The sequence below is a fragment of the Nocardioides agri genome (assembly GCF_013778305.1).
Lineage (GTDB): Bacteria > Actinomycetota > Actinomycetes > Propionibacteriales > Nocardioidaceae > Nocardioides > Nocardioides agri.
Genome location: NZ_JACEIC010000001.1, coordinates 672572 through 691075 on the forward strand (window position 1 = coordinate 672572; position 18504 = coordinate 691075).

The 18504-nt window shown below is 71.7% G+C and carries 17 protein-coding genes; 5 read left to right on the forward strand and 12 right to left on the reverse strand.

Going from position 1 to position 18504, the window contains the following annotated elements; translation table 11 throughout:
• Positions 1-10 precede the first annotated feature (10 nt).
• Entirely contained in the window at positions 11-1519 is a 1509-nt protein-coding gene (dop, locus tag HZF07_RS03440) for a depupylase/deamidase Dop (protein WP_157346960.1), read from the reverse strand.
• A gap of 41 nt (positions 1520-1560) precedes the next feature.
• Here dop and HZF07_RS03445 point away from each other — a divergent pair, with 41 nt between their 5' ends.
• Positions 1561-2190, forward strand: coding sequence for a class I SAM-dependent methyltransferase (locus tag HZF07_RS03445; RefSeq protein WP_157346963.1), 630 nt, complete (start codon positions 1561-1563; stop codon positions 2188-2190).
• Positions 2187-2660, forward strand: a complete 474-nt coding sequence (locus HZF07_RS03450) for an aminoacyl-tRNA deacylase (protein WP_157346965.1) — start codon at positions 2187-2189, stop codon at positions 2658-2660. Before HZF07_RS03445 ends, HZF07_RS03450 begins: the two co-directional genes overlap by 4 nt.
• On the opposite strand, the gene HZF07_RS03455 is transcribed toward HZF07_RS03450, so the two are convergent.
• The 4 genes from HZF07_RS03455 to HZF07_RS03470 all read right to left on the reverse strand — a co-directional run bounded on the left by HZF07_RS03455 (position 2657) and on the right by HZF07_RS03470 (position 6854).
• Positions 2657-2803: a hypothetical protein gene (locus HZF07_RS03455; protein ID WP_157346967.1), complete on the reverse strand. Its 147-nt coding sequence runs from the start codon at positions 2801-2803 to the stop codon at positions 2657-2659. The two genes, HZF07_RS03450 and HZF07_RS03455, sit on opposite strands and share 4 nt — an antisense overlap.
• 35 nt (positions 2804-2838) lie before the next feature.
• A complete protein-coding gene (gene arc / locus HZF07_RS03460) occupies positions 2839-4593 on the reverse strand; it encodes a proteasome ATPase (protein WP_157346969.1) in 1755 nt (584 codons plus the stop codon).
• A 150-nt stretch (positions 4594-4743) separates the two neighbouring features.
• Entirely contained in the window at positions 4744-5652 is a 909-nt protein-coding gene (locus tag HZF07_RS03465; protein WP_181644781.1) for a tRNA (adenine-N1)-methyltransferase, read from the reverse strand.
• Between the two features lie 65 nt (positions 5653-5717).
• Entirely contained in the window at positions 5718-6854 is a 1137-nt protein-coding gene (locus HZF07_RS03470; RefSeq protein WP_220131821.1) for a site-2 protease family protein, read from the reverse strand.
• A gap of 82 nt (positions 6855-6936) precedes the next feature.
• On the opposite strand from HZF07_RS03470, the gene HZF07_RS03475 reads away from it, so the two are divergent.
• A complete protein-coding gene (locus HZF07_RS03475) occupies positions 6937-7809 on the forward strand; it encodes a RecB family exonuclease (protein WP_309504373.1) in 873 nt (290 codons plus the stop codon).
• Between the two features lie 9 nt (positions 7810-7818).
• On the opposite strand, the gene HZF07_RS03480 is transcribed toward HZF07_RS03475, so the two are convergent.
• Entirely contained in the window at positions 7819-8496 is a 678-nt protein-coding gene (locus HZF07_RS03480; protein ID WP_157346971.1) for an HAD family hydrolase, read from the reverse strand.
• The gene (metH, locus tag HZF07_RS03485; RefSeq protein ID WP_309504377.1) at positions 8489-12232 is read right to left on the reverse strand and encodes a methionine synthase; all 3744 of its coding nucleotides are present in this window, start codon (positions 12230-12232) and stop codon (positions 8489-8491) included. The genes HZF07_RS03480 and metH overlap by 8 nt, the downstream gene beginning before the upstream one ends.
• Positions 12233-12370: 138 nt before the next feature.
• On the opposite strand from metH, the gene HZF07_RS03490 reads away from it, so the two are divergent.
• A complete protein-coding gene (locus HZF07_RS03490; protein WP_181644718.1) occupies positions 12371-13219 on the forward strand; it encodes a PAC2 family protein in 849 nt (282 codons plus the stop codon).
• Positions 13220-13229: 10 nt separating this feature from the next.
• Here the strand turns inward: HZF07_RS03490 and mshC are convergent, their stop codons facing one another.
• Genes mshC through HZF07_RS03510 form a run of 4 tightly spaced genes read right to left on the reverse strand, consistent with a single transcriptional unit; the run spans position 13230 to position 16601 of the window.
• On the reverse strand, positions 13230-14477 hold the full coding sequence (mshC, locus tag HZF07_RS03495; RefSeq protein ID WP_157346973.1) for a cysteine--1-D-myo-inosityl 2-amino-2-deoxy-alpha-D-glucopyranoside ligase: 1248 nt from the start codon (positions 14475-14477) through the stop codon (positions 13230-13232).
• Between the two features lie 36 nt (positions 14478-14513).
• Positions 14514-15281, reverse strand: a complete 768-nt coding sequence (locus HZF07_RS03500; RefSeq protein ID WP_181644719.1) for an SCO1664 family protein — start codon at positions 15279-15281, stop codon at positions 14514-14516.
• Positions 15278-15859, reverse strand: coding sequence for a DUF3090 family protein (locus tag HZF07_RS03505; protein ID WP_157346975.1), 582 nt, complete (start codon positions 15857-15859; stop codon positions 15278-15280). The genes HZF07_RS03500 and HZF07_RS03505 overlap by 4 nt, the downstream gene beginning before the upstream one ends.
• 10 nt (positions 15860-15869) lie before the next feature.
• Complete coding sequence (locus HZF07_RS03510) at positions 15870-16601, reverse strand: histidine phosphatase family protein (protein ID WP_157346977.1); 732 nt, start codon at positions 16599-16601, stop codon at positions 15870-15872.
• 32 nt (positions 16602-16633) lie between these two features.
• On the opposite strand from HZF07_RS03510, the gene corA reads away from it, so the two are divergent.
• The gene (corA, locus tag HZF07_RS03515; protein WP_181644720.1) at positions 16634-17605 is read left to right on the forward strand and encodes a magnesium/cobalt transporter CorA; all 972 of its coding nucleotides are present in this window, start codon (positions 16634-16636) and stop codon (positions 17603-17605) included.
• A 9-nt stretch (positions 17606-17614) separates the two neighbouring features.
• Here corA and HZF07_RS03520 read toward each other — a convergent pair whose 3' ends face one another.
• Positions 17615-18439 carry an undecaprenyl-diphosphate phosphatase gene (locus HZF07_RS03520; RefSeq protein WP_309504381.1) on the reverse strand — a complete coding sequence of 275 codons (825 nt, stop codon included), beginning with the start codon at positions 18437-18439 and terminating at the stop codon, positions 17615-17617.
• Positions 18440-18504 lie beyond the last annotated feature (65 nt).

An 18504-nucleotide genomic window follows, 5' to 3' on the forward strand; every position in this document is an offset into this window, starting at 1 on the left:
CCCTATCCACTCAACGGGTGAGAGCGGTGAACAACGCCTCCGCCGTCTCACTGCGATCCAGCAGGTCCCCCACGTGCGCCTTGCTGCCGCGCAGCGGGTCGATCGTCGGGACCCGCTGCAGCGACTCCCGGCCGGGCAGGTCGAAGATCACCGAGTCCCACGACGCGGCCGCGACGTGCTCGGCGTACTTCTCGAGGCACCGGCCGCGGAAGTAGGCGCGGGTGTCCTCCGGCGGGTCGTGCATCGCGACCTCGACCGCGTGGTCGTCGAGCAGCCGCGTCATCCGCCCCGCCGCGACCAGCCGGTGGTAGAGCCCCTTCTCCGGACGGATGTCGGAGTACTGGTAGTCGATGAGCTGGAGCTTGGCGTCGTCCCACTCGAGGCCGTCGCGCTGGCGGTACTGCTCGAGCAGCCGCAGCTTGGCCACCCAGTCCAGCTCGCCGCTGAGCGACATCGGGTCCCGCTCGAGCCGGTCGAGCACCGACTCCCAGCGCGCCAGCACGTCGACGGTCTGCGCGTCGGCGTCGGCGCCGTAGCGGTCCTCGACGTACTTCTTGGCGAGGTCGAGGTACTCCAGCTGCAGCTGGATGCCGGTCAGCTCGCGGCCGTCGGTCAAGGTGACGCGGTGCCGCAGCGTCGGGTCGTGGGAGATGGCCCGCAGGCCAGCGACCGGCGCCTCCACGGTCAGCTCGGTGGTGATGAACCGGTCCTCGATCATCGCCAGCACCAGCGCCGTGGTGCCGACCTTGAGGTAGGTCGAGACCTCGGAGAGGTTGGCGTCGCCGATGATGACGTGCAGCCGGCGGTACTTCTCAGGGTCGGCGTGCGGCTCGTCGCGGGTGTTGATGATCGGCCGCTTCAGCGTGGTCTCCAGGCCCACCTCGACCTCGAAGAAGTCCGCGCGCTGGCTCAGCTGGAAGCCCTGCTCCCGGCCCTCCTGCCCGATGCCGACCCGGCCGGCCCCGCAGATCACCTGCCTGCTGACGAAGAACGGCGTCAGGTGGCGCACGATGTCGGCGAAGGGCGTCGAGCGGCGCATCAGGTAGTTCTCGTGCGCCCCGTAGGACGCGCCCTTGTTGTCGGTGTTGTTCTTGTAGAGCACGATCGGCGTGCCGCCCGGCAGCTGGCCGGCCCGGCGCGCGGCGTCGAGCATCACCAGCTCCCCCGCCTTGTCCCACCGGACGATGTCGAGCGGCGAGGTCACCTCGGGCGTGGAGTACTCCGGGTGCGCGTGGTCGACGTAGAGGCGGGCGCCGTTGGTGAGGATGACGTTGGCCAGCCCCATGTCCTCGTCGGTGAGCTGGGTCGGGTCCGCGACCTGGCGGGACATGTCGAAGCCGCGCGCGTCGCGCAGGGGCGACTCCTCCTCGAAGTCCCACCGGGCGCGGCGCGCCTTGACGGTGGCCGACGCGTAGGCGTTGACCACCTGCGAGGAGGCCACCATCGGGTTGGCCAGGGGCTGGCCCTGCACGGCGATGCCGTACTCCACCTCGGTCCCCATGACCCGGCGCACACTCATGTACCGAGCGTACGCGAGGGGGCACCGCGTAGCCTCGGCTCATGGGCTGGTGGACCGATCGCGTCGTCCCGCACCTGGCCGACCGGTCGCTCTCGACCGGACCGGTGATGCGGCTGCGGGGTCAGGCCGTCGAGGGGCTGTCCGGACGGGTCCTGGAGATCGGGTTCGGCAGCGGGCTCAACGCCGAGCTCTACCCGGCGGAGGTCGACGCCGTCGACGCGGTGGAGCCGTCCGAGGTCGGCTGGCGGCTGTCCGAGGCGCACCGCCGGGCGGCGCAGGTGCCCGTGCAGCGGGTCGGTCTCGACGGGCAGCGGCTCGAGGCCGACGACGCGTCGTACGACGCGGTGCTCTCGACGTTCACGCTCTGCACGATCCCCGACGTGGTCCGGGCGCTCGAGGAGGTACGCCGGGTGCTGCGGCCGGGCGGCGCGCTGCACTTCCTGGAGCACGGTCGCGCGCCGGACGCGCGGGTGGTGCGCTGGCAGCGGCGCCTCGACCCGATCCAGAGGCGGGTCGCCGGCGGCTGCCACCTGAGCCGGGACGTGCCGACGCTCGTCGGCGCCGCGCGACTCCAGGTCGTCGCGGTCGAGGGTGCCTACCTGCCGGGGCCGGGTCTCTCGCACCCCTGGGGCTACGTCTACCGCGGCCGGGCGGCACGGGCGGACGCATGAGTGATCCGTCCCGGGCGCTCGCAGCGGCCGACGCGCTCGGCCTGCGCTACGAGGTGACCCGGCACGGGCCGGTCCGGTCGCTGGCGGAGGCGGCGGCCGCCCGCGGCGTCGAGCCGAGCCAGATCGTGAAGACGATGGTGGTCCGGGTCGCGGAGGGCGACCACCGGTTCGTGCTGGTGCCCGGTGACCGGGAGATCGCCTGGCCGAAGCTCCGCGCCCTGCTCGGCGTCAACCGGCTCTCGATGCCGAGCGCCGAGGCGGCGTACGACGTGACGGGCTACGTCCGCGGGACGATCACGCCCCTGGGCAGCGCCACGACGCTGCCGGTGATCGCCGACGCGGCGATGACCGGGACGATCAGCCTCGGCGCCGGGGCGCCCGGCGTCGCGCTGACCCTCTCGGCCTCGGAGCTGGTCGCCGCGCTGGGCGCGCGCGTCGCCGACGTCACCGAGCCGGCCGACGCCGGCTAGCGGCGGAGCTCGCGTCGCCCGAGCGTCGACTCGTGCGGCCCGATCGCCTCCCAGCTCCCGTCGTCGAACGCACGGCGGCTGGCGCGCCAGCTCAGCGCGGCGGCCACGGTGCCCAGCAGCAGCACGACAGCCCAGAACATCATGCCGCCACCGTGCCCGCCACCAGGACGGGCAAACGTCAGAGGTACTGGCCGGTGTTGGCGACCGTGTCGATCGAACGGCCGGGCTCGGTGCCCTGCTTGCCGGTGATGAGCGTGCGGATGAAGACGATCCGCTCGCCCTTCTTGCCGGAGATGCGGGCCCAGTCGTCCGGGTTGGTGGTGTTGGGGAGGTCCTCGTTCTCCTTGAACTCGTCCACGCATGCCTGGAGCAGGTGCGAGACCCGCAGGCCGTGCTGGTCGTGGTCGAGGAAGTCCTTGATCGCCATCTTCTTGGCCCGGTCGACGATGTTCTGGATCATCGCGCCCGAGTTGAAGTCCTTGAAGTAGAGGACCTCCTTGTCACCGTTGGCGTAGGTGACCTCGAGGAAGCGGTTCTCCTCGGTCTCGGTGTACATCCGCTCGACGGTCGCCCGGATCATCCCCGCCACGCAGGCGTCCCGGTCACCGCCGAACTCGGCGACGTCGTCGGCGTGCAGCGGCAGCTCGGGCAGGAGGTACTTGCTGAAGATGTCGCGCGCGGACTCGGCGTCCGGCCGCTCGATCTTGATCTTCACGTCGAGGCGGCCCGGCCGCAGGATGGCGGGGTCGATCATGTCCTCGCGGTTGGAGGCACCGATGACCAGCACGTTCTCGAGGAGCTCGACGCCGTCGATCTCGCTGAGCAGCTGCGGGACGATCGTGTTCTCGACGTCGGAGGAGACGCCCGACCCGCGGGTCCGGAAGAGCGAGTCCATCTCGTCGAAGAACACGATGACGGGCGTGCCGCTGCTCGCCTTCTCGCGGGCGCGCTGGAAGACCAGCCGGATGTGCCGCTCGGTCTCGCCGACGTACTTGTTGAGGAGCTCGGGGCCCTTGATATTGAGGAAGTAGGACTTCCCTTCCTGGCCCGTCCTGGCCGCGACCTTCTTGGCCAGCGAGTTGGCGACCGCCTTCGCGATCAGCGTCTTGCCGCAGCCGGGAGGTCCGTAGAGCAGGACGCCCTTGGGCGGCTTGAGCTGGTGCTCCTTGAAGAGCTCGGGGTGGAGGTAGGGCAGCTCGACCGCGTCCTGGATCTGCTCGATCTGTCCGGCCAGGCCGCCGATCGACTCGTAGGCGATGTCCGGGACCTCCTCGAGGATCAGCTCCTCGACCTCGGACTTCGGGACCTTCTCGTAGACGTAGCCGGCGCGCGAGTCGAGCAGCAGCGAGTCGCCGGCGCGGATCGTCTCGGTCTTGAGCGGCTCGGCGAGCCGGACCACCCGCTCCTCGTCGGCGTTGGCGATCACGAGCGCCCGCTCGCCGTCGGCCATCAGCTCCTTGAGCATGACGACCTCGCCGACCTGCTCGAACTCGAGCGCGGCGACGACGTTGAGCGCCTCGTTGAGCATGACCTCCTGGCCACGCTGCAGGGAGTCGACCTCGATGCTGGGGCTGACGTTGACCCGCAGCTTGCGGCCGCCGGTGAAGACGTCGATGGAGCCGTCGTCGTTGGCCGCCAGGAACGTGCCGAAGCCGGCCGGCGGCTGGGCGAGCCGGTCGACCTCCTCCTTGAGCTTGGTGATCTGGTCGCGCGCCTCGCGCAGCGTCTGCGCCAGCCGCTCGTTCTGGGAGGTGAGCCCCGCGAGCGATCGCTGCGCGTCGGCGAGCCGGAGCTCGAGCGTGCGCGAGCTGCCCGGGACCTCGCTCAACCGGCTGCGCAGGTCCGAGACCTCCGCCTCCAGGAACCTGACCTGGTCGGCCAGCTCCTCGGGACTGCGGCCGCCCGCACTGGAAACGCCCTCCGATGTAGACATCAGCGCCACCTCCTGTCTCTTCGACCCTACCCGGGCAACCGGCCACGACGGTGGCTCATTTCCACGGTTTGGTCACGATTCCGCAGCGATGGCGCGAATCGCGGGGATGTCGCGGGGATGTCGCGGGGACAGCGAGGACGCGGCAGGAACTCAGTCCTCCGGGACCTCGACCGGGACGCCGGCCGGGCGCGGGCCGGTGTAGTCGGGCCCGTAGGCGCCGGGCGCCGGCCGACGCGACTTCCGGGGCGGGCGCTCGCCGGGAGCCAGCCGGCGGGCGGTGACCAGGAACGCCGTGTGGCCGATCATCTTGTGGCCGGGTCGTACGGCGAGCCCCTCGACGTGCCAGTCGCGCACCAGCGACTCCCACGCCTGGGGCTCGGTGAAGCCGCCGTGCACCCGGACGGTCTCCACGAACCGCGAGAGCTGGGTCGTGGTGGCGACGTAGGCGCAGACGATGCCGCCGGGCCACAGCGCGTCGGCGGCGGCGTCCAGGCACTCCCAGGGGGCCAGCATGTCGAGGATGATGCGGTCGCAGCGCTCGCCGGACGCGGGGAGCGCCTCGGCCAGGTCACCGAGCGTCAGCTGCCACGCAGGGTGCGTCTCGCCCGCCGGAGCGCCGAAGAACTGGGTGACGTTCTTGCGGGCGACGTCGGCGAACTCCTCGCGCCGCTCGTAGGACGACACGCGGCCGTACGGCCCCACGGCGCGCAGGAGCGAGCACGTCAGCGCCCCCGAGCCGACCCCGGCCTCGACCACGTGGGCGCCCGGGAAGATGTCGGCGAGGGCGACGATCTGCGCGGCGTCCTTGGGGTAGACGACCGCCGCGCCGCGCGGCATCGAGACGACGAACTCCGAGAGCAGCGGCCGGAAGCAGAGGTACTCGCCCCCGGCGGACGAGACGACCGTGAAGCCCTCCTCGCGGCCGATCAGCTCGTCGTGCTCGACGTGGCCACGGTTGGAGAAGAAGCGCTTGCCGGGCACGAGCTCGAAGTTGTGCCGGCGACCCTTCTGGTCGGTCAGCCGGATCCACTCCCCTGCCTGCAGGGGGCCGCGGTGCACGCCGGACCAGGCCTCGGGAGGGACGTCGGGCGCGGCGGCGGAGGTGTCGGACACGGCCCGAGAGCCTAGTGCGCCGCCTCGCGGAACGCCCTATCGACGTCCGCGGTGGTGAGCACCCCGACCAGGCGGCCGTCGGGGTCGAGGAGGAGGTACTCCCCCGCCGGGTGCCGGTTGAGCGCCAGGACGAGCTCCTCCCCAGCGAGGTCGGCCGGGAGCCGGAGCCCCTCGTCCAGCGTCCGGGCGACCGTCGAGGTCGCGATCCACGGCTGCCGCTCGACCGGGGTGGCGGCGACGGCCGCCTCGCTGACGATGCCGACCGGCTCACCGGCGCCGGTCACGGTCACGATGCTGCCGGCCTGGGCCTCGCGCGCCCGGCGTACGGCCTCGGCGAGCGGGAGGTCCGCGGGGACGGCGAGGGTGCGCCGCGCCAGCTGCCGGGCGACGAGGTGCGGGATCCGGCGGCGGATCCGCGCTCCGCTCATCGCGGCCGTCGCTCCCGACCACAGGAACACGGCGATGATGAACGCGAGGGCGAAGTCGAGGATCGTCGGCTCGACGCCGGTGAGCTGGGCCTGCAGCAGCGGGTAGGCCATCGCGGCGACGGCGGTGGCTCGGCCGGTCCACCCCGCCGCGATCGTCCCCCGGTGCATGTCTCCGGTGATGCGCCACACGGCGGACTTGAGGACCCGGCCGCCGTCGAGCGGGAGGCCCGGGACGAGGTTGAGCACCCCCACCAGGATGTTCGCGCCCGCGAGCCCCTCGACGGCGACCAGGAGCAGGCCGTCGGGGGTGATGAACCACAGGCCCACGGCGACGACGCCGACGAGAAGGGAGGTGAGGGGCCCGACCACCGCCACGAAGAACTCCTCGCGGGGCCGCTTGGGCTCGGCCTCGATCGCGGTCATGCCGCCGAGGAAGTGCAGCGTGATCGCGCCGACCGGCATCCCGAGCCGACGGGCCGCGACGGCGTGCGACGCCTCGTGGAGCAGGACCGAGCCGTAGAGGATCACCGCGAAGACGAAGCCGCCGACGTACTTCCACGCCCCGAGGCCGGGCTCCGTGGCCTCGATCCGGGGTGCCACGACGATGGCGATGAGGCCGGCGACGAGGAACCACGACGACGACACGAGGACGTCGCTGCCGGCGATCGTGCCGATCTTGAACGCGCCCGACGGCCTCGCGGGTCGGTCGGGATCGGGCACGCGTCGAGGCTAGCCGACCGTGTCGCTGCGGGGCCGGGGTGGGACCGCGGGACTGTCGGTGGGCTCGCCTAGGGTGAGGCTCGTGGGTGTGCAGCAGGAGTCCCCGTCGGTCGCGCTGTCGACCCCGGTGGACGGCGTCGAGGTGCTGGGCGCGCTCTCGCCGAGCCGGGCGAGCGACTTCATGGGCTGCCCCCTGCAGTACCGCTTCCGGATGATCGACCGGCTCCCCGAGCCCAGCTCTCCCGACGCGGTGCGCGGCACGGTCGTGCACAAGGTGCTCGAGGACCTCTTCGACCTGCCGGCCGCAGACCGCACCCCGGAGCGGGCCGCCGGCATGGTGGAGCCGGCGTGGTCGGCGCTGCTCGAGCAGACCCCGGAGCTCGCCGAGATGTTCGCGGCCGAGGGCGGCCCGGAGATCACCGCCTGGCTCACGACCTGCCGCACGGTGCTCGACCGCTACTTCACCCTCGAGGACCCGCGCCGCCTCGAGCCCGCCGAGCGCGAGCTCTACGTCGAGGCCCTCCTCGACTCCCGGCTGCTGCTCCGCGGGTTCGTGGACCGCATCGACGTGGCTCCGGACGGTGCGCTGCGCGTGGTCGACTACAAGAGCGGCAGCTCGCCCAGCGAGATGTTCGAGGGCAAGGCGCTCTTCCAGATGAAGTTCTACGCCCTGGTGATCTGGCGCAGCCGCGGCGTCATCCCGGCGATGCTCCAGCTCGTCTACCTCGGCAACGGCGAGATCCTGCGCTACGTGCCCGACGAGGCCGACCTGCTCGCGACCGAGCGCAAGGTGCAGGCGGTGTGGGAGGCCATCCGGCTGGCCCAGGAGTCCGGTGACTGGCGGCCGAACCGGAGCCGGCTCTGCTCGTGGTGCGCGCACCAGGCGCTGTGCCCGGCCTTCGGTGGCACTCCGCCGCCGCTGCCGACGCCCGACGACGAGCCCGCCGCGTCCTAGCTCTGGCCGCTAGCCCTGCTCGGCCCAGACCTCGCCGACGTCGAGATCCACCAGGCTGTCGCGGAAGATCCGCCGTTGCGTCGCCAGCACCGGCACGTGGTTCTCGACCACCAGCACCAGGCAGCCGGCACTCTCGGCCGACTTCGCGCCGGTGTTGGAGTCCTCGATGGCCAGGCAGTCCGCGGGCGCGACGCCCAGGGCCGCGGCCGCGGTGAGGTAGGGCTCGGGGTGCGGCTTGCCGAACTCGACCTTGTCGCCGGTCACGATCACCCGGAAGGTCTCCGGGGGCAGCTGGGACAGGATCGGGGCCACGAACCGCTCGTAGGACATCGTCACCAGCCCGCACGGCGTGCCCGCTGCCGTCAGCGCGGCCAGCATCTCGACCGCGCCCGGCCGCCACGGCACCTCCTGCTCGACGCGCGCCACGACGCCGTCGAGCAGCTCCTCGACGATGTGCTCGGGAGGCAGGTCGATGCCCATGTGCTCGCGGATGTAGCGACCGGACTCGAGCAGGTCGTTGCCGACCAGGTTGAGGGCGTGCGCCCGGCTCCACGTCCCACCGTGCCGCTCGGCGATCTCGAACTCGGTGTCGATCCAGTAGGGCTCGGTGTCGACCAGGGTGCCGTCCATGTCCCAGAGGACTGCGGCCGGCCGAGCGGCCTCGCCCGGCACGGCCGGGTCAGTCATCCGGGTCGTAGCCGAGGTTGGCGGAGAGCCACTTCTCGGCCTCCGGGACCGACCAGCCCTTGCGCTCGGCGTAGTCGGCGACCTGGTCGCGGCCGAGCCGCCCGACGACGAAGTACTGGGAGTCGGGGTGCGAGAAGTACCAGCCGGACACCGCGGCGCCGGGCCACATCGCCATGCTCTCGGTCAGCGTGATGCCGGTGGTGGCCTCGACGTCGAGGAGCTCCCAGAGCGTCCGCTTCTCGGTGTGCTCGGGGCAGGCGGGGTAGCCGGGCGCCGGCCGGATGCCGGTGTACTTCTCCGCGATCAGGTCCTCGTTGGACAGCTGCTCGTCGCTGACGTGGCCCCAGAACTCGGTGCGGACCCGCTGGTGGAGCCGCTCGGCGAACGCCTCGGCGAGCCGGTCGGCGAGCGCCTCGAACATGATCGCGGAGTAGTCGTCGTTGGCGTCCTTGAAGGCCTGGATCCGGTCCTGGGAGCCGAGGCCGGCGGTCACGGCGAACGCTCCGACGTGGTCGGGCAGCCCGGTCTCCTTGGGCGCGACGAAGTCGCCGAGGGACCGGTTCGGTACGCCGGCGCGGTGCTCGCCCTGCTGCCGCAGGTTGTGCAGCGTCGTCAGCACGGTGGTGCGCGACTCGTCGGTGTAGAGCTCGATGTCGTCACCGACCGCGCTGGCGGGGAAGAAGCCGAGCACGCCGTTGGCGGTCAGCCACCTCTCGGCGACCACGCGGTCGAGCATCGCCTGCGCGTCGTCGTAGAGCGCGCGGGCGGTCTCCCCGGTCGTCGGGCTGTTGAGGATGTCGGGGAACTTGCCCTTCATCTCCCAGGCGTTGAAGAACGGCTGCCAGTCGATGAACTCCCGCAGCTCCGCGAGGTCGTAGTCGGTCAGCACGTGGATGCCGGGCCGGCGCGGCGCGGGCGGCTGGTAGCCCGACCAGTCGATGGGCGTGCGGTTGGCGCGGGCGTCCTCGATGGCGAGCATCGGCCGGTCGTGCTTGGCGGCGTGCCGCTCGCGCAGCGAGTCGTAGTCGGCCTTGACGTCGGCCAGCACCTGGGGACGCTGGGTGTCGTTGAGCAGCGCGGCGAGCATCGGCACCGACCGCGACGCGTCCTTGACCCAGATCACCGGGGCGTCGTACTTGCCGTCGACCTTGACGGCGGTGTGCGCGCGGGAGGTGGTGGCGCCGCCGATGAGGAGCGGGATCGTGAACCCCTGCCGCTGCATCTCGGAGGCCACGTTGACCATCTCGTCGAGCGAGGGGGTGATCAGGCCGGAGAGCCCGATCGCGTCGGCGCCGATCTCGGCGGCGGTGTCGAGGATCTTCTGTGCCGGCACCATCACGCCGAGGTCGATGACCTCGAAGTTGTTGCACTGGAGCACGACGCCGACGATGTTCTTGCCGATGTCGTGGACGTCCCCCTTGACGGTTGCCATGACGATCGTGCCGTTGGTCTCCTTGGCGGTGGCGTACTCGGGGTTGTCGATCTTCTCCTGCTCGATGAACGGGATCAGGTAGCCGACGGCCTTCTTCATCACGCGTGCGGACTTCACCACCTGCGGCAGGAACATCTTGCCGGCGCCGAACAGGTCGCCGACGACGTTCATGCCGTCCATCAGCGGGCCCTCGATGACCTCGATCGGGCGGCCGCCGCGCGCGGCGATCTCCTGTCGCAGCTCCTCGGTGTCAGCCTCGACGAACCCGTCGATGCCCTTGACCAGCGCGTGCGTGATCCGCTCGCCGACCGGCAGCGAGCGCCACTCCTCGGCGGCCGCCTCGACGACCTCCCCGGCCTTGTTGTGCTCCTCGGCGATCTCGAGCAGCCGCTCGGCGGCGTCCGGACGCCGGTTGAGGACCACGTCCTCGATCCGCTCGCGCAGCTCGGGCTCGACCTCGGAGTAGGGGATCAGCGCGCCGGCGTTGACGATGCCCATGTCGAGCCCGGCCTCGATCGCGTGGAAGAGGAACACCGCGTGGATGGCCTCGCGGACCGGGTTGTTGCCGCGGAAGGAGAAGCTGACGTTGGAGATGCCGCCGGACACCTTCGCGCCGGGCAGGTTCTCCTTGATCCAGCGGGTCGCCTCGATGAAGTCCTTGCCGTACGCCGCGTGCTCCTCGATGCCGGTGGCGACGGCGAACACGTTGGGGTCGAAGATGATGTCGTCGGGCGAGAACCCGACCTGGTCGACCAGGATCCGGTAGGCGCGCTCGCAGATCGCCTTGCGCCGCTCGAGGTTGTCGGCCTGGCCGTCCTCGTCGAAGGCCATGACGACCGCGGCCGCGCCGTACTTGCGGCAGAGGCGGGCCTGCTCGAGGAACTTCTCCTCGCCCTCCTTGAGGGAGATCGAGTTGACGATCGCCTTGCCCTGGACGTTCTTCAGCCCGGCCTCGATGACCTCCCACTTCGAGGAGTCGACCATGAGCGGCACCCGGCTGATGTCGGGCTCGCTGGCGATGAGCTTGGTGAAGCGGTCCATCGCCGCGACACCGTCGATCATGCCCTCGTCCATGTTGACGTCGATGACCTGGGCGCCGCTCTCGACCTGCTGCGCCGCGACCGACAGGGCGGTGTCGTAGTCGCCGGCCTTGATCAGGTTGCGGAACCGGGCGGAGCCGGTGATGTTCGTGCGCTCGCCGACGTTCACGAACAGGCTGTCGTCGGTGATCGTCAACGGCTCGAGGCCGGAGAGCCGCAGGCCGGCGGACAGCTCGGCCGGCGTACGCCGCTCCTTGCCGTCGACGGCCCGGGCGATCGCGGCGATGTGGGCGGGCGTGGTGCCGCAGCAGCCGCCGACGAGGTTGACGAAGCCGCTCTCGGCGAACTCCGCGACGATCGCGGCGGTCTCCTCGGGCGCCTCGTCGTACTCACCGAACGCGTTGGGCAGGCCGGCGTTGGGGTAGCAGGAGACGAACGAGTCGGCCAGCCGCGCCATCTCGGCGATGTAGGGCCGCATCTCCTTGGCGCCGAGCGCGCAGTTGAGGCCGACGGCGAGCGGGCGCACGTGACGGACCGAGTCCCAGAACGCCTCGGTCACCTGTCCGGACAGCGTGCGGCCGGACGCGTCGGTGATCGTGCCGGAGACGATGACCGGCCAGCGGCGGCCGTGCTCCTCGAAGAGCGTCTCGACCGCGAAGATCGCGGCCTTGGCGTTGAGGGTGTCGAAGATCGTCTCGATGATCAGCAGGTCGGAGCCGCCGTCGACGAGCCCACGGGCCGCCTCGAGGTAGGCCGAGACGAGCTGGTCGAAGGAGACGTTGCGGGCGCCCGGGTCGTTGACGTCCGGGGAGATCGACGCGGTGCGGGTCGTGGGGCCGAGGGCGCCGGCGACGTACCGCGGCCGGTCCGGCGTGCTCGCCGCGTCGACCTCGCGGCGCGCGAGGCGGGCGGCCTCGGCGTTGAGCTCGTAGGCGAGCTCCTGCATGCCGTAGTCGGCGAGCGAGACGGCGTTGGCGTTGAACGTGTTGGTCTCGATGATGTCCGCGCCGGCCTCGAGGTACTCGCGGTGGATGCCGGCGATGATCTCGGGCTGGGTGAGCGTGAGGAGGTCGTTGTTGCCGACCAGGTCGGCCGGCCAGTCCGCGAACCGCTCGCCGCGGTAGCCCGCCTCGTCCGGACGATCGCGCTGGATGGCGGTGCCCATCGCGCCGTCGAGCACCAGGATCCGGCCCTCGAGGGCTCGGGTGAGCTCCTCGGTGGCGTCAGGTCGCAGGTCGGGCGACGCGATCCGGCCAGACGGCACGTGGTCTCCTCTCGTGGCCCCGATGCCGGGGCCCAGGGGTCAAGCCTAGGAACAGCGTCCACTTCCTGGACTCTGTTCCCAGATCCTGACACCGGCGATCCTGACCGCAGAAATCACCGCGCCGACTACGCTTGAGGTGTGATCGAGCTCGAGGCGACGCGCGACCTGGTGGACCCCGTCGTGATCGCTGCGTTCGAGGGCTGGAACGACGCCGCGGATGCCGCGTCCGCGACCGTGGACCACCTGATCCGTGTCTGGGGCGCCCGGGTGATCGGCGCGGTCGATCCCGAGGACTTCTACGACTTCCAGGTCAACCGGCCCTCGGTCGGCATCGACGCCAGCGGCTACCGCCGGATCAGCTGGCCGAGCACGCAGATCGCCATCGCGTCGCCTCCGTCGCTCGACCGCGACGTCATCCTCATCCGCGGCATCGAGCCCAACATGCGGTGGCGCCAGTTCGCCGGTGAGCTCGTCGCTGCCTGCGAGGAGCTCGGCGCCGGGCTCGTCATCACGCTCGGCGCGCTGCTCGCCGACACCCCCCACACCCGGCCGATCCCGGTGACCGGCACCGCGACCGAGCCCGAGCTGGTGGACCGGCTCAAGCTCGAGGAGTCGACCTACGAGGGCCCGACCGGCATCGTCGGCGTCTTCCAGGACGCCTGCGTCCAGGTCGACATGCCGGCCGTGTCCTACTGGGCGGCGGTCCCCCACTACGTGGCGCAGCCGCCGTGCCCCAAGGCGACGCTCGCGCTGCTGGGCCAGATGGAGGACCTGCTCGAGGCCAGCATCCCGCTCGAGGACCTGCCGGAGGACGCTCGAGCCTGGGAGCGCGGCGTCGACGAGCTGGCCGAGGAGGACGAGGACGTCGCCGACTACGTGCGCTCCCTGGAGGAGACGCGCGACACCACCGACCTCCCCGAGGCGTCCGGCGAGGCGATCGCCCGCGAGTTCGAGCGGTACCTCAAGCGCCGGCAGGACGACGACTGACGGGCAACCCTCAGTCGAACCAGACCGCGACGCCGAGGGCGGCGTCGAGCACGGCCAGCACCTGGCCGGCCGCGTCGGGGTCGGAGGTGTCGGCCAGGCCGTCGGTGCCGAGCGTGGCCGCGACCCAGCGGTCGACCGCGGCGGTGGCGCGCGGCGCGTCGAGGTCGTCGGCGAGCGCCGCGAGGACCTCGCTGACGACGGGAGCGGCGGGTGCGCCGGCACCGAGCGAGAGGGCGCGGCGCCACTGCGCGAGGTCGTCGACGGCCGTCCAGAGCTCCTGGTCGGTCCACTCCCAGTCGGCCCGGTAGTGGTGGCGCAGCAGCGCCAGCCGGATCGCCATCGGGTCGACCTCGCTGTTGCGCAGGGCCGAGACGAAGACCAGGTTGCCGCGCGACTTCGACATCTTCTCGCCGTCGTAGCCGACCATCCCGGCGTGGCTGTAGACCTGCGCGAACGCCGTCCCAGGCGCGGCGACCTGGGCGTGGCCGGCGCACATCTCGTGGTGCGGGAACACCAGGTCGCTGCCACCGCCCTGGACGTCGAAGGCGCCGCCGAGGTGCTGCATCGCGATCGCGGCGCACTCGATGTGCCAGCCTGGCCGCCCGGGGCCCCAGGGGCTGCCCCACGACGGCTCACCCTCGCGCTCGCCGCGCCACACGACGCAGTCGAGCGGGTCCTTCTTGCCGGGTCGCTCGGGGTCGCCGCCGCGCTCGGCGAAGATCTCGAGCATCTGCTCGCGGGTCCACCCCGACTCGGTGCCGAAGGCGGGGTCCGCGGTGACCGAGAAGTAGAGGTCTTCGTCGACCCGGTAGACCGAGCCGGCTGCCTCGAGCCGCTGGATGAGGTCGACGACCAGCGGGATCGACTCCACGGCGCCGACGTAGTGGGCGGGCGGCAGCACGCGCAGCGCGCTCATGTCCTGGCGGAACAGCTCGGTCTCGCGCTCGGCGAGCTCGACCCAGTCGACGTGCACCTTCGCGGCCCGCTCCAGGAGCGGGTCGTCGACGTCGGTCACGTTCTGGACGTAGACCACCTCGTGGCCGGCGTTGCGCCAGGCGCGGTTGAGAAGGTCGAACGCGACGTAGGTGTTGGCGTGGCCCAGGTGCGTGGCGTCGTACGGCGTGATGCCACAGACGTAGAGCCGGGCCGGGCCGTCCGGAGCGGTGGTCACGAGCCCGCTCGACGGGGTGTCGTGGACGGCCACCGGCGGGCCCGCCACGGGCAGGACGGGGATCTCCGGGGACGGCCACGCTCGCATGTCGGGAAGCCTAGCGAGTGCCTGTCGGTCCACTCGTCAGAAGGGCGGCCACGGGACCGCGGGCCACTCGCCGCGCGGCACCGGCATCACGGCGCGGTCGAGCAGACGGGAGCACCGCCGCAGCAGCGCTTCGACCTCGCGGTCGGTGAGGTGGGAGGCGAGCTCGGCACCGGCCGGCGAGGCGACCAGCTCGCCCACCCGGGCGACGACCGCGAGGTGCTCCTCGGCCACCGGCTCGCCCGCCCAGCCCCACAGCACGGTGCGGAGCTTGTGGTCGGTGTGGAAGGTGACGCCGTGGTCGACGCCGTAGCGGTGGCCGTCGGCCATCTCCAGGACGTGACCGCCCTTGCGGTCGGCGTTGTTGGCGATCACGTCGAAGACCGCCATCCGGCGCAGCGCGTCGGAGTCCTCGTGGACCAGCGAGACGCCCCGGTCGTGCTCGTCGATGCCGTCGAAGACGTGCCTCCACCCGGGCGGGACCGACCCCTCGGGCACCAGCGTGACGGCGTCCTGCCCTTCGTCGGGCTCCTGCCAGCGCTGCACCATCCCCCAGCCGTGCGGCCCGTCGCGCAGCCAGGTGTGCGGCACGACGTCCCAGCCGAACAGCTCGGAGAGCAGGTAGGCCGCGCGCTCGCGGTCGGCCAGCGACCCGTCCGGGAAGTCCCAGAGGGGGCGCTCCCCCGCGACCGGCTTGTAGACGACCCTCACGCCGTCGATCTCGCCGAGGAACGTCGCGTTGGAGGCCGGCATGATCCGCCCGTGCAGGCGCAGATCGCCCTCGAGCAGGTCCGCGTCGACGGTCACGGGTCCCGGCGCCGGAACCCGTTGGCGCGCACGCACAGGTGTCCGTCGGGGTCGACGGGGTTGCCGCAGAAGGGGCAGTCGGGCCGCCCGGCGCCGAGCACCTGCTCGGCGCGCTTGACGAATGCGCGGGCCACCCCGGCGGCGATCCGCACGAGGAAGACCTCGTCGGGCTCCGGCTCCTCCGGGACGCCCTCCGGCTCCTCGTCCGGCCCGAGGACCGCGGCCTCGTGGAAGGGGAAGACCTCGATCACGACCCGCTCGTCCTCGGGGTCCCAGGACAGCGTCATCGTGCCGGCCCGGAACTCCTCCTCGATCGGCTGCTCGAGTGGCTCGGTGTCGTCGAGCGCGAACGGCGCCACGGCCGGGACGGCCGCGTCACCGTGGGTCGCGGCCAGCACCTCGTCGAGCAGCTCGTCGATCCGCTCCGCGAGCGCCTGCACCTGCTGCTTCTCCAGCGCGACGCTCGTCAGCCGGACGCCGGTGCGGGCCTGCAGGAAGAAGGTGCGCTGGCCAGGAGGACCCACCGTGCCCGCGACGAATCGCTCGGGAGGGTCGAAGCCGTGGACCAGAGGAGCCATGGCGACAACCCTAGACGGCGGCTGATGGGCCGGCGCCGCCCCCGACCGCAGCGTCCGTCGCCCTCCCCGTGGCGCGCTTGGACGTCCCCCGCCGGCGAGGCGGAGGGGCCGCGAGCCAGGACAGGTCGCCCGCGTGGCTGTTGGTGGCGAGCACGTAGGGACGGGTGCCGGTGTAGCGGACGATCGACACGGAGGCGGGGTCGACGTGGAGGCGCTGGAAGAGGTCGAGGTGCATGCCCAGGGCGTCCGCGAGGATCGACTTGATCAGGTCGCCGTGGCTGACCGCCACCCAGACCGCGCCGGCCCCGTGCTCGGCCTCGACCTCGGCGTCCCGGCGGCGTACGGCGGCGACCGCCCGCGCCTGCATGTCGGCCATCGACTCGCCTCCGGGGAAGGTCGCTGCCGACGGCTGCGCCTGGACCGTCGCCCAGAGCTTCTCCTTGGCCAGCTCCTTGAGCGGGCGGCCCTGCCACTCGCCGTAGTCGCACTCCGTCAGGCCGCTGTCGGTCGCGACCCGCGGCGCGCCGGAGTGCGCCTTCGCGATCGCTCGGGCCGTCTGGCGGCACCGCTCCAGCGGGCTGGTGACCAGCGCGGCGAGCGGGACGGCGGCGATCCGCTCCCCGGTGCGCACGGCCTGCCCCTCGCCGGTCTCGTCGAGCCGCACGCCCGGGAGACGGCCGGCCAGGGTCCCCGACGCGTTCGCCGTCGTCCGACCGTGGCGCACGAGGATCACGGTTGCCATGGCGGTGACTGTAGTGGGGCTACGGTGAGCGCGTGATCGTCGACAGCGCGCTCTATCGCGCCGGTGCGCGGGTCCAGGGTGACGACGACCTGGCCGCGCTCCGCGCGCGTGCCTGCGAGCCGGGCGACTTCGTCTGGGTCGGCGTGCACGAGCCGTCCGAGAACGAGTTCCAACGGCTCGCCGAGATCTTCGGCCTGCACCCGCTCGCGGTCGAGGACGCCGTGCGGGCGCACCAGCGACCCAAGCTGGAGCGCTTCGGCGACAGCGTCTTCCTGGTGCTCAAGACGCTCTGGTACGTCGACGAGGCCGATGCCGTCGAGACCGGCGAGATCGCCCTCTTCCTCGGCCGCGATTTCGTGGTGAGCGTGCGGCACGGGGCGGGCAACGAGCTGCACACCGCCCGGCTCGAGCTCGAGGCGAGTCGCAAGCTGCTCGGCCACGGCCCGGGCGGGGTGCTGTACGCCGTGCTCGACCGGGTCGTCGACGAGTACCTCCAGGTGGTCGACGAGCTGGTCGTCGACGTGGACGAGGTCGAGGCGTCGGTGTTCTCCGCGGAGCGCACCAACGACGCGTCGCGCATCTACGTGCTCAAGCGCGAGCTCGGCGAGGTGCGCCGGGCCGTGATGCCGCTGCGGGAGCCGGTCGCCCGGCTGGCCGCGGGGACGGTCACCGGGGTGCCCGACGGCGCGGCGCCCTTCTTCCGCGACGTCAGCGACCACCTCGCCCGCGCCGCCGAGACCGTCGACGGCCTGGACAGCCTGCTCTCCAGCGCCTTCGACGCGCACCTGGCCCAGATCTCGGTGCAGCAGAACGACGACATGCGCAAGATCTCCGCGGGCGCAGCGCTCATCGTGGTGCCCACGTTCATCGCCGGCGTCTACGGCATGAACTTCCACCACATGCCGGAGCTCGGCTGGACCTTCGGCTACCCGTTCGCGCTGCTGCTGATGGCCACGGTGGCCGGCGGCCTGTGGGTCTGGTTCAAGAAGTCCGGCTGGCTCTAGCCGCGCCGCTCATGCGGCGATCGTGCCGGTGGCCACCAGCAGCAGCGTGAGCGCGCCGAGCGCGATCCGGTAGACCACGAACGGCGTGTAGGAGTGCGTCGTCACGTAGCGCAGCAGCCACGCGATCGCGGCGTACCCGATCAGGCCGGCGACCACGGTCGCCACGATCGTGGGGCCCCAGCCGTAGATGTTGTCGCCGTGCGGGATCTCCTTGAGCTCGAACACGCCGGCGCCGATGACGGCCGGGATCGCCAGGAGGAAGGCGTAGCGGGTCGCGGTCTCGCGCTCGTAGCCGAGGAAGCGGCCCATCGAGAGCGTCGCCCCGGACCGGGAGACGCCGGGGATCAGCGCGCACGCCTGGGCGGCACCCATGAGGAGGGCGTCGCGCAGTGACAGCTGCTTGAGCGTCTTCTCGGTCGAGCCGACGCGGTCGGCGATGCCGAGCACGATGCCGCCGACGATCAGGGTCGTCCCGACGATCCACAGGCTGCGGAAGTCCTTTTCGATGACGTCCTTGAGGAGCACGCCGAGGACCACGATCGGGAGGGAGCCGATGATGATGAACCAGCCCATCCGGGCGTCGAGCTGACCGCGGTACTCCGGCCGGCGCAGCGACCTCAGCCAGGTGGTCGCGATCCGCCAGATGTCGTGGCGGAAGAAGATGAGCACGGCGAGCTCCGTGCCGATCTGGACGACCGCCGTGAACGCCGCGCCGGGGTCTCCCCAGCCGAACCACTCCGGGAAGATCCGGAGATGGGCGCTGCTCGAGATCGGCAGGAACTCGGTCAGCCCTTGGAGAATGCCGAGCACCACGGCCTGCAGGTAGTCCACCACGGGCGGGAATCCTACGGGCGTCCACCGGGCGTGCCGCCGAGGCCCACCGTCGGCTCGCCGACTAC

What these genes read in the sequence shown, in the direction of transcription:
- dop (WP_157346960.1), bottom strand. Translation starts at nt 1,519, where the DNA reads ATGAGTGTGCGCCGGGTCATGGGGACCGAGGTGGAGTACGGCATCGCC.
- HZF07_RS03445 (WP_157346963.1), top strand. Translation starts at nt 1,561, where the DNA reads ATGGGCTGGTGGACCGATCGCGTCGTCCCGCACCTGGCCGACCGGTCG.
- HZF07_RS03450 (WP_157346965.1), top strand. Translation starts at nt 2,187, where the DNA reads ATGAGTGATCCGTCCCGGGCGCTCGCAGCGGCCGACGCGCTCGGCCTG.
- HZF07_RS03455 (WP_157346967.1), bottom strand. Translation starts at nt 2,803, where the DNA reads ATGATGTTCTGGGCTGTCGTGCTGCTGCTGGGCACCGTGGCCGCCGCG.
- arc (WP_157346969.1), bottom strand. Translation starts at nt 4,593, where the DNA reads ATGTCTACATCGGAGGGCGTTTCCAGTGCGGGCGGCCGCAGTCCCGAG.
- HZF07_RS03480 (WP_157346971.1), bottom strand. Translation starts at nt 8,496, where the DNA reads ATGACTGACCCGGCCGTGCCGGGCGAGGCCGCTCGGCCGGCCGCAGTC.
- mshC (WP_157346973.1), bottom strand. Translation starts at nt 14,477, where the DNA reads ATGCGAGCGTGGCCGTCCCCGGAGATCCCCGTCCTGCCCGTGGCGGGC.
- HZF07_RS03505 (WP_157346975.1), bottom strand. Translation starts at nt 15,859, where the DNA reads ATGGCTCCTCTGGTCCACGGCTTCGACCCTCCCGAGCGATTCGTCGCG.
- HZF07_RS03510 (WP_157346977.1), bottom strand. Translation starts at nt 16,601, where the DNA reads ATGGCAACCGTGATCCTCGTGCGCCACGGTCGGACGACGGCGAACGCG.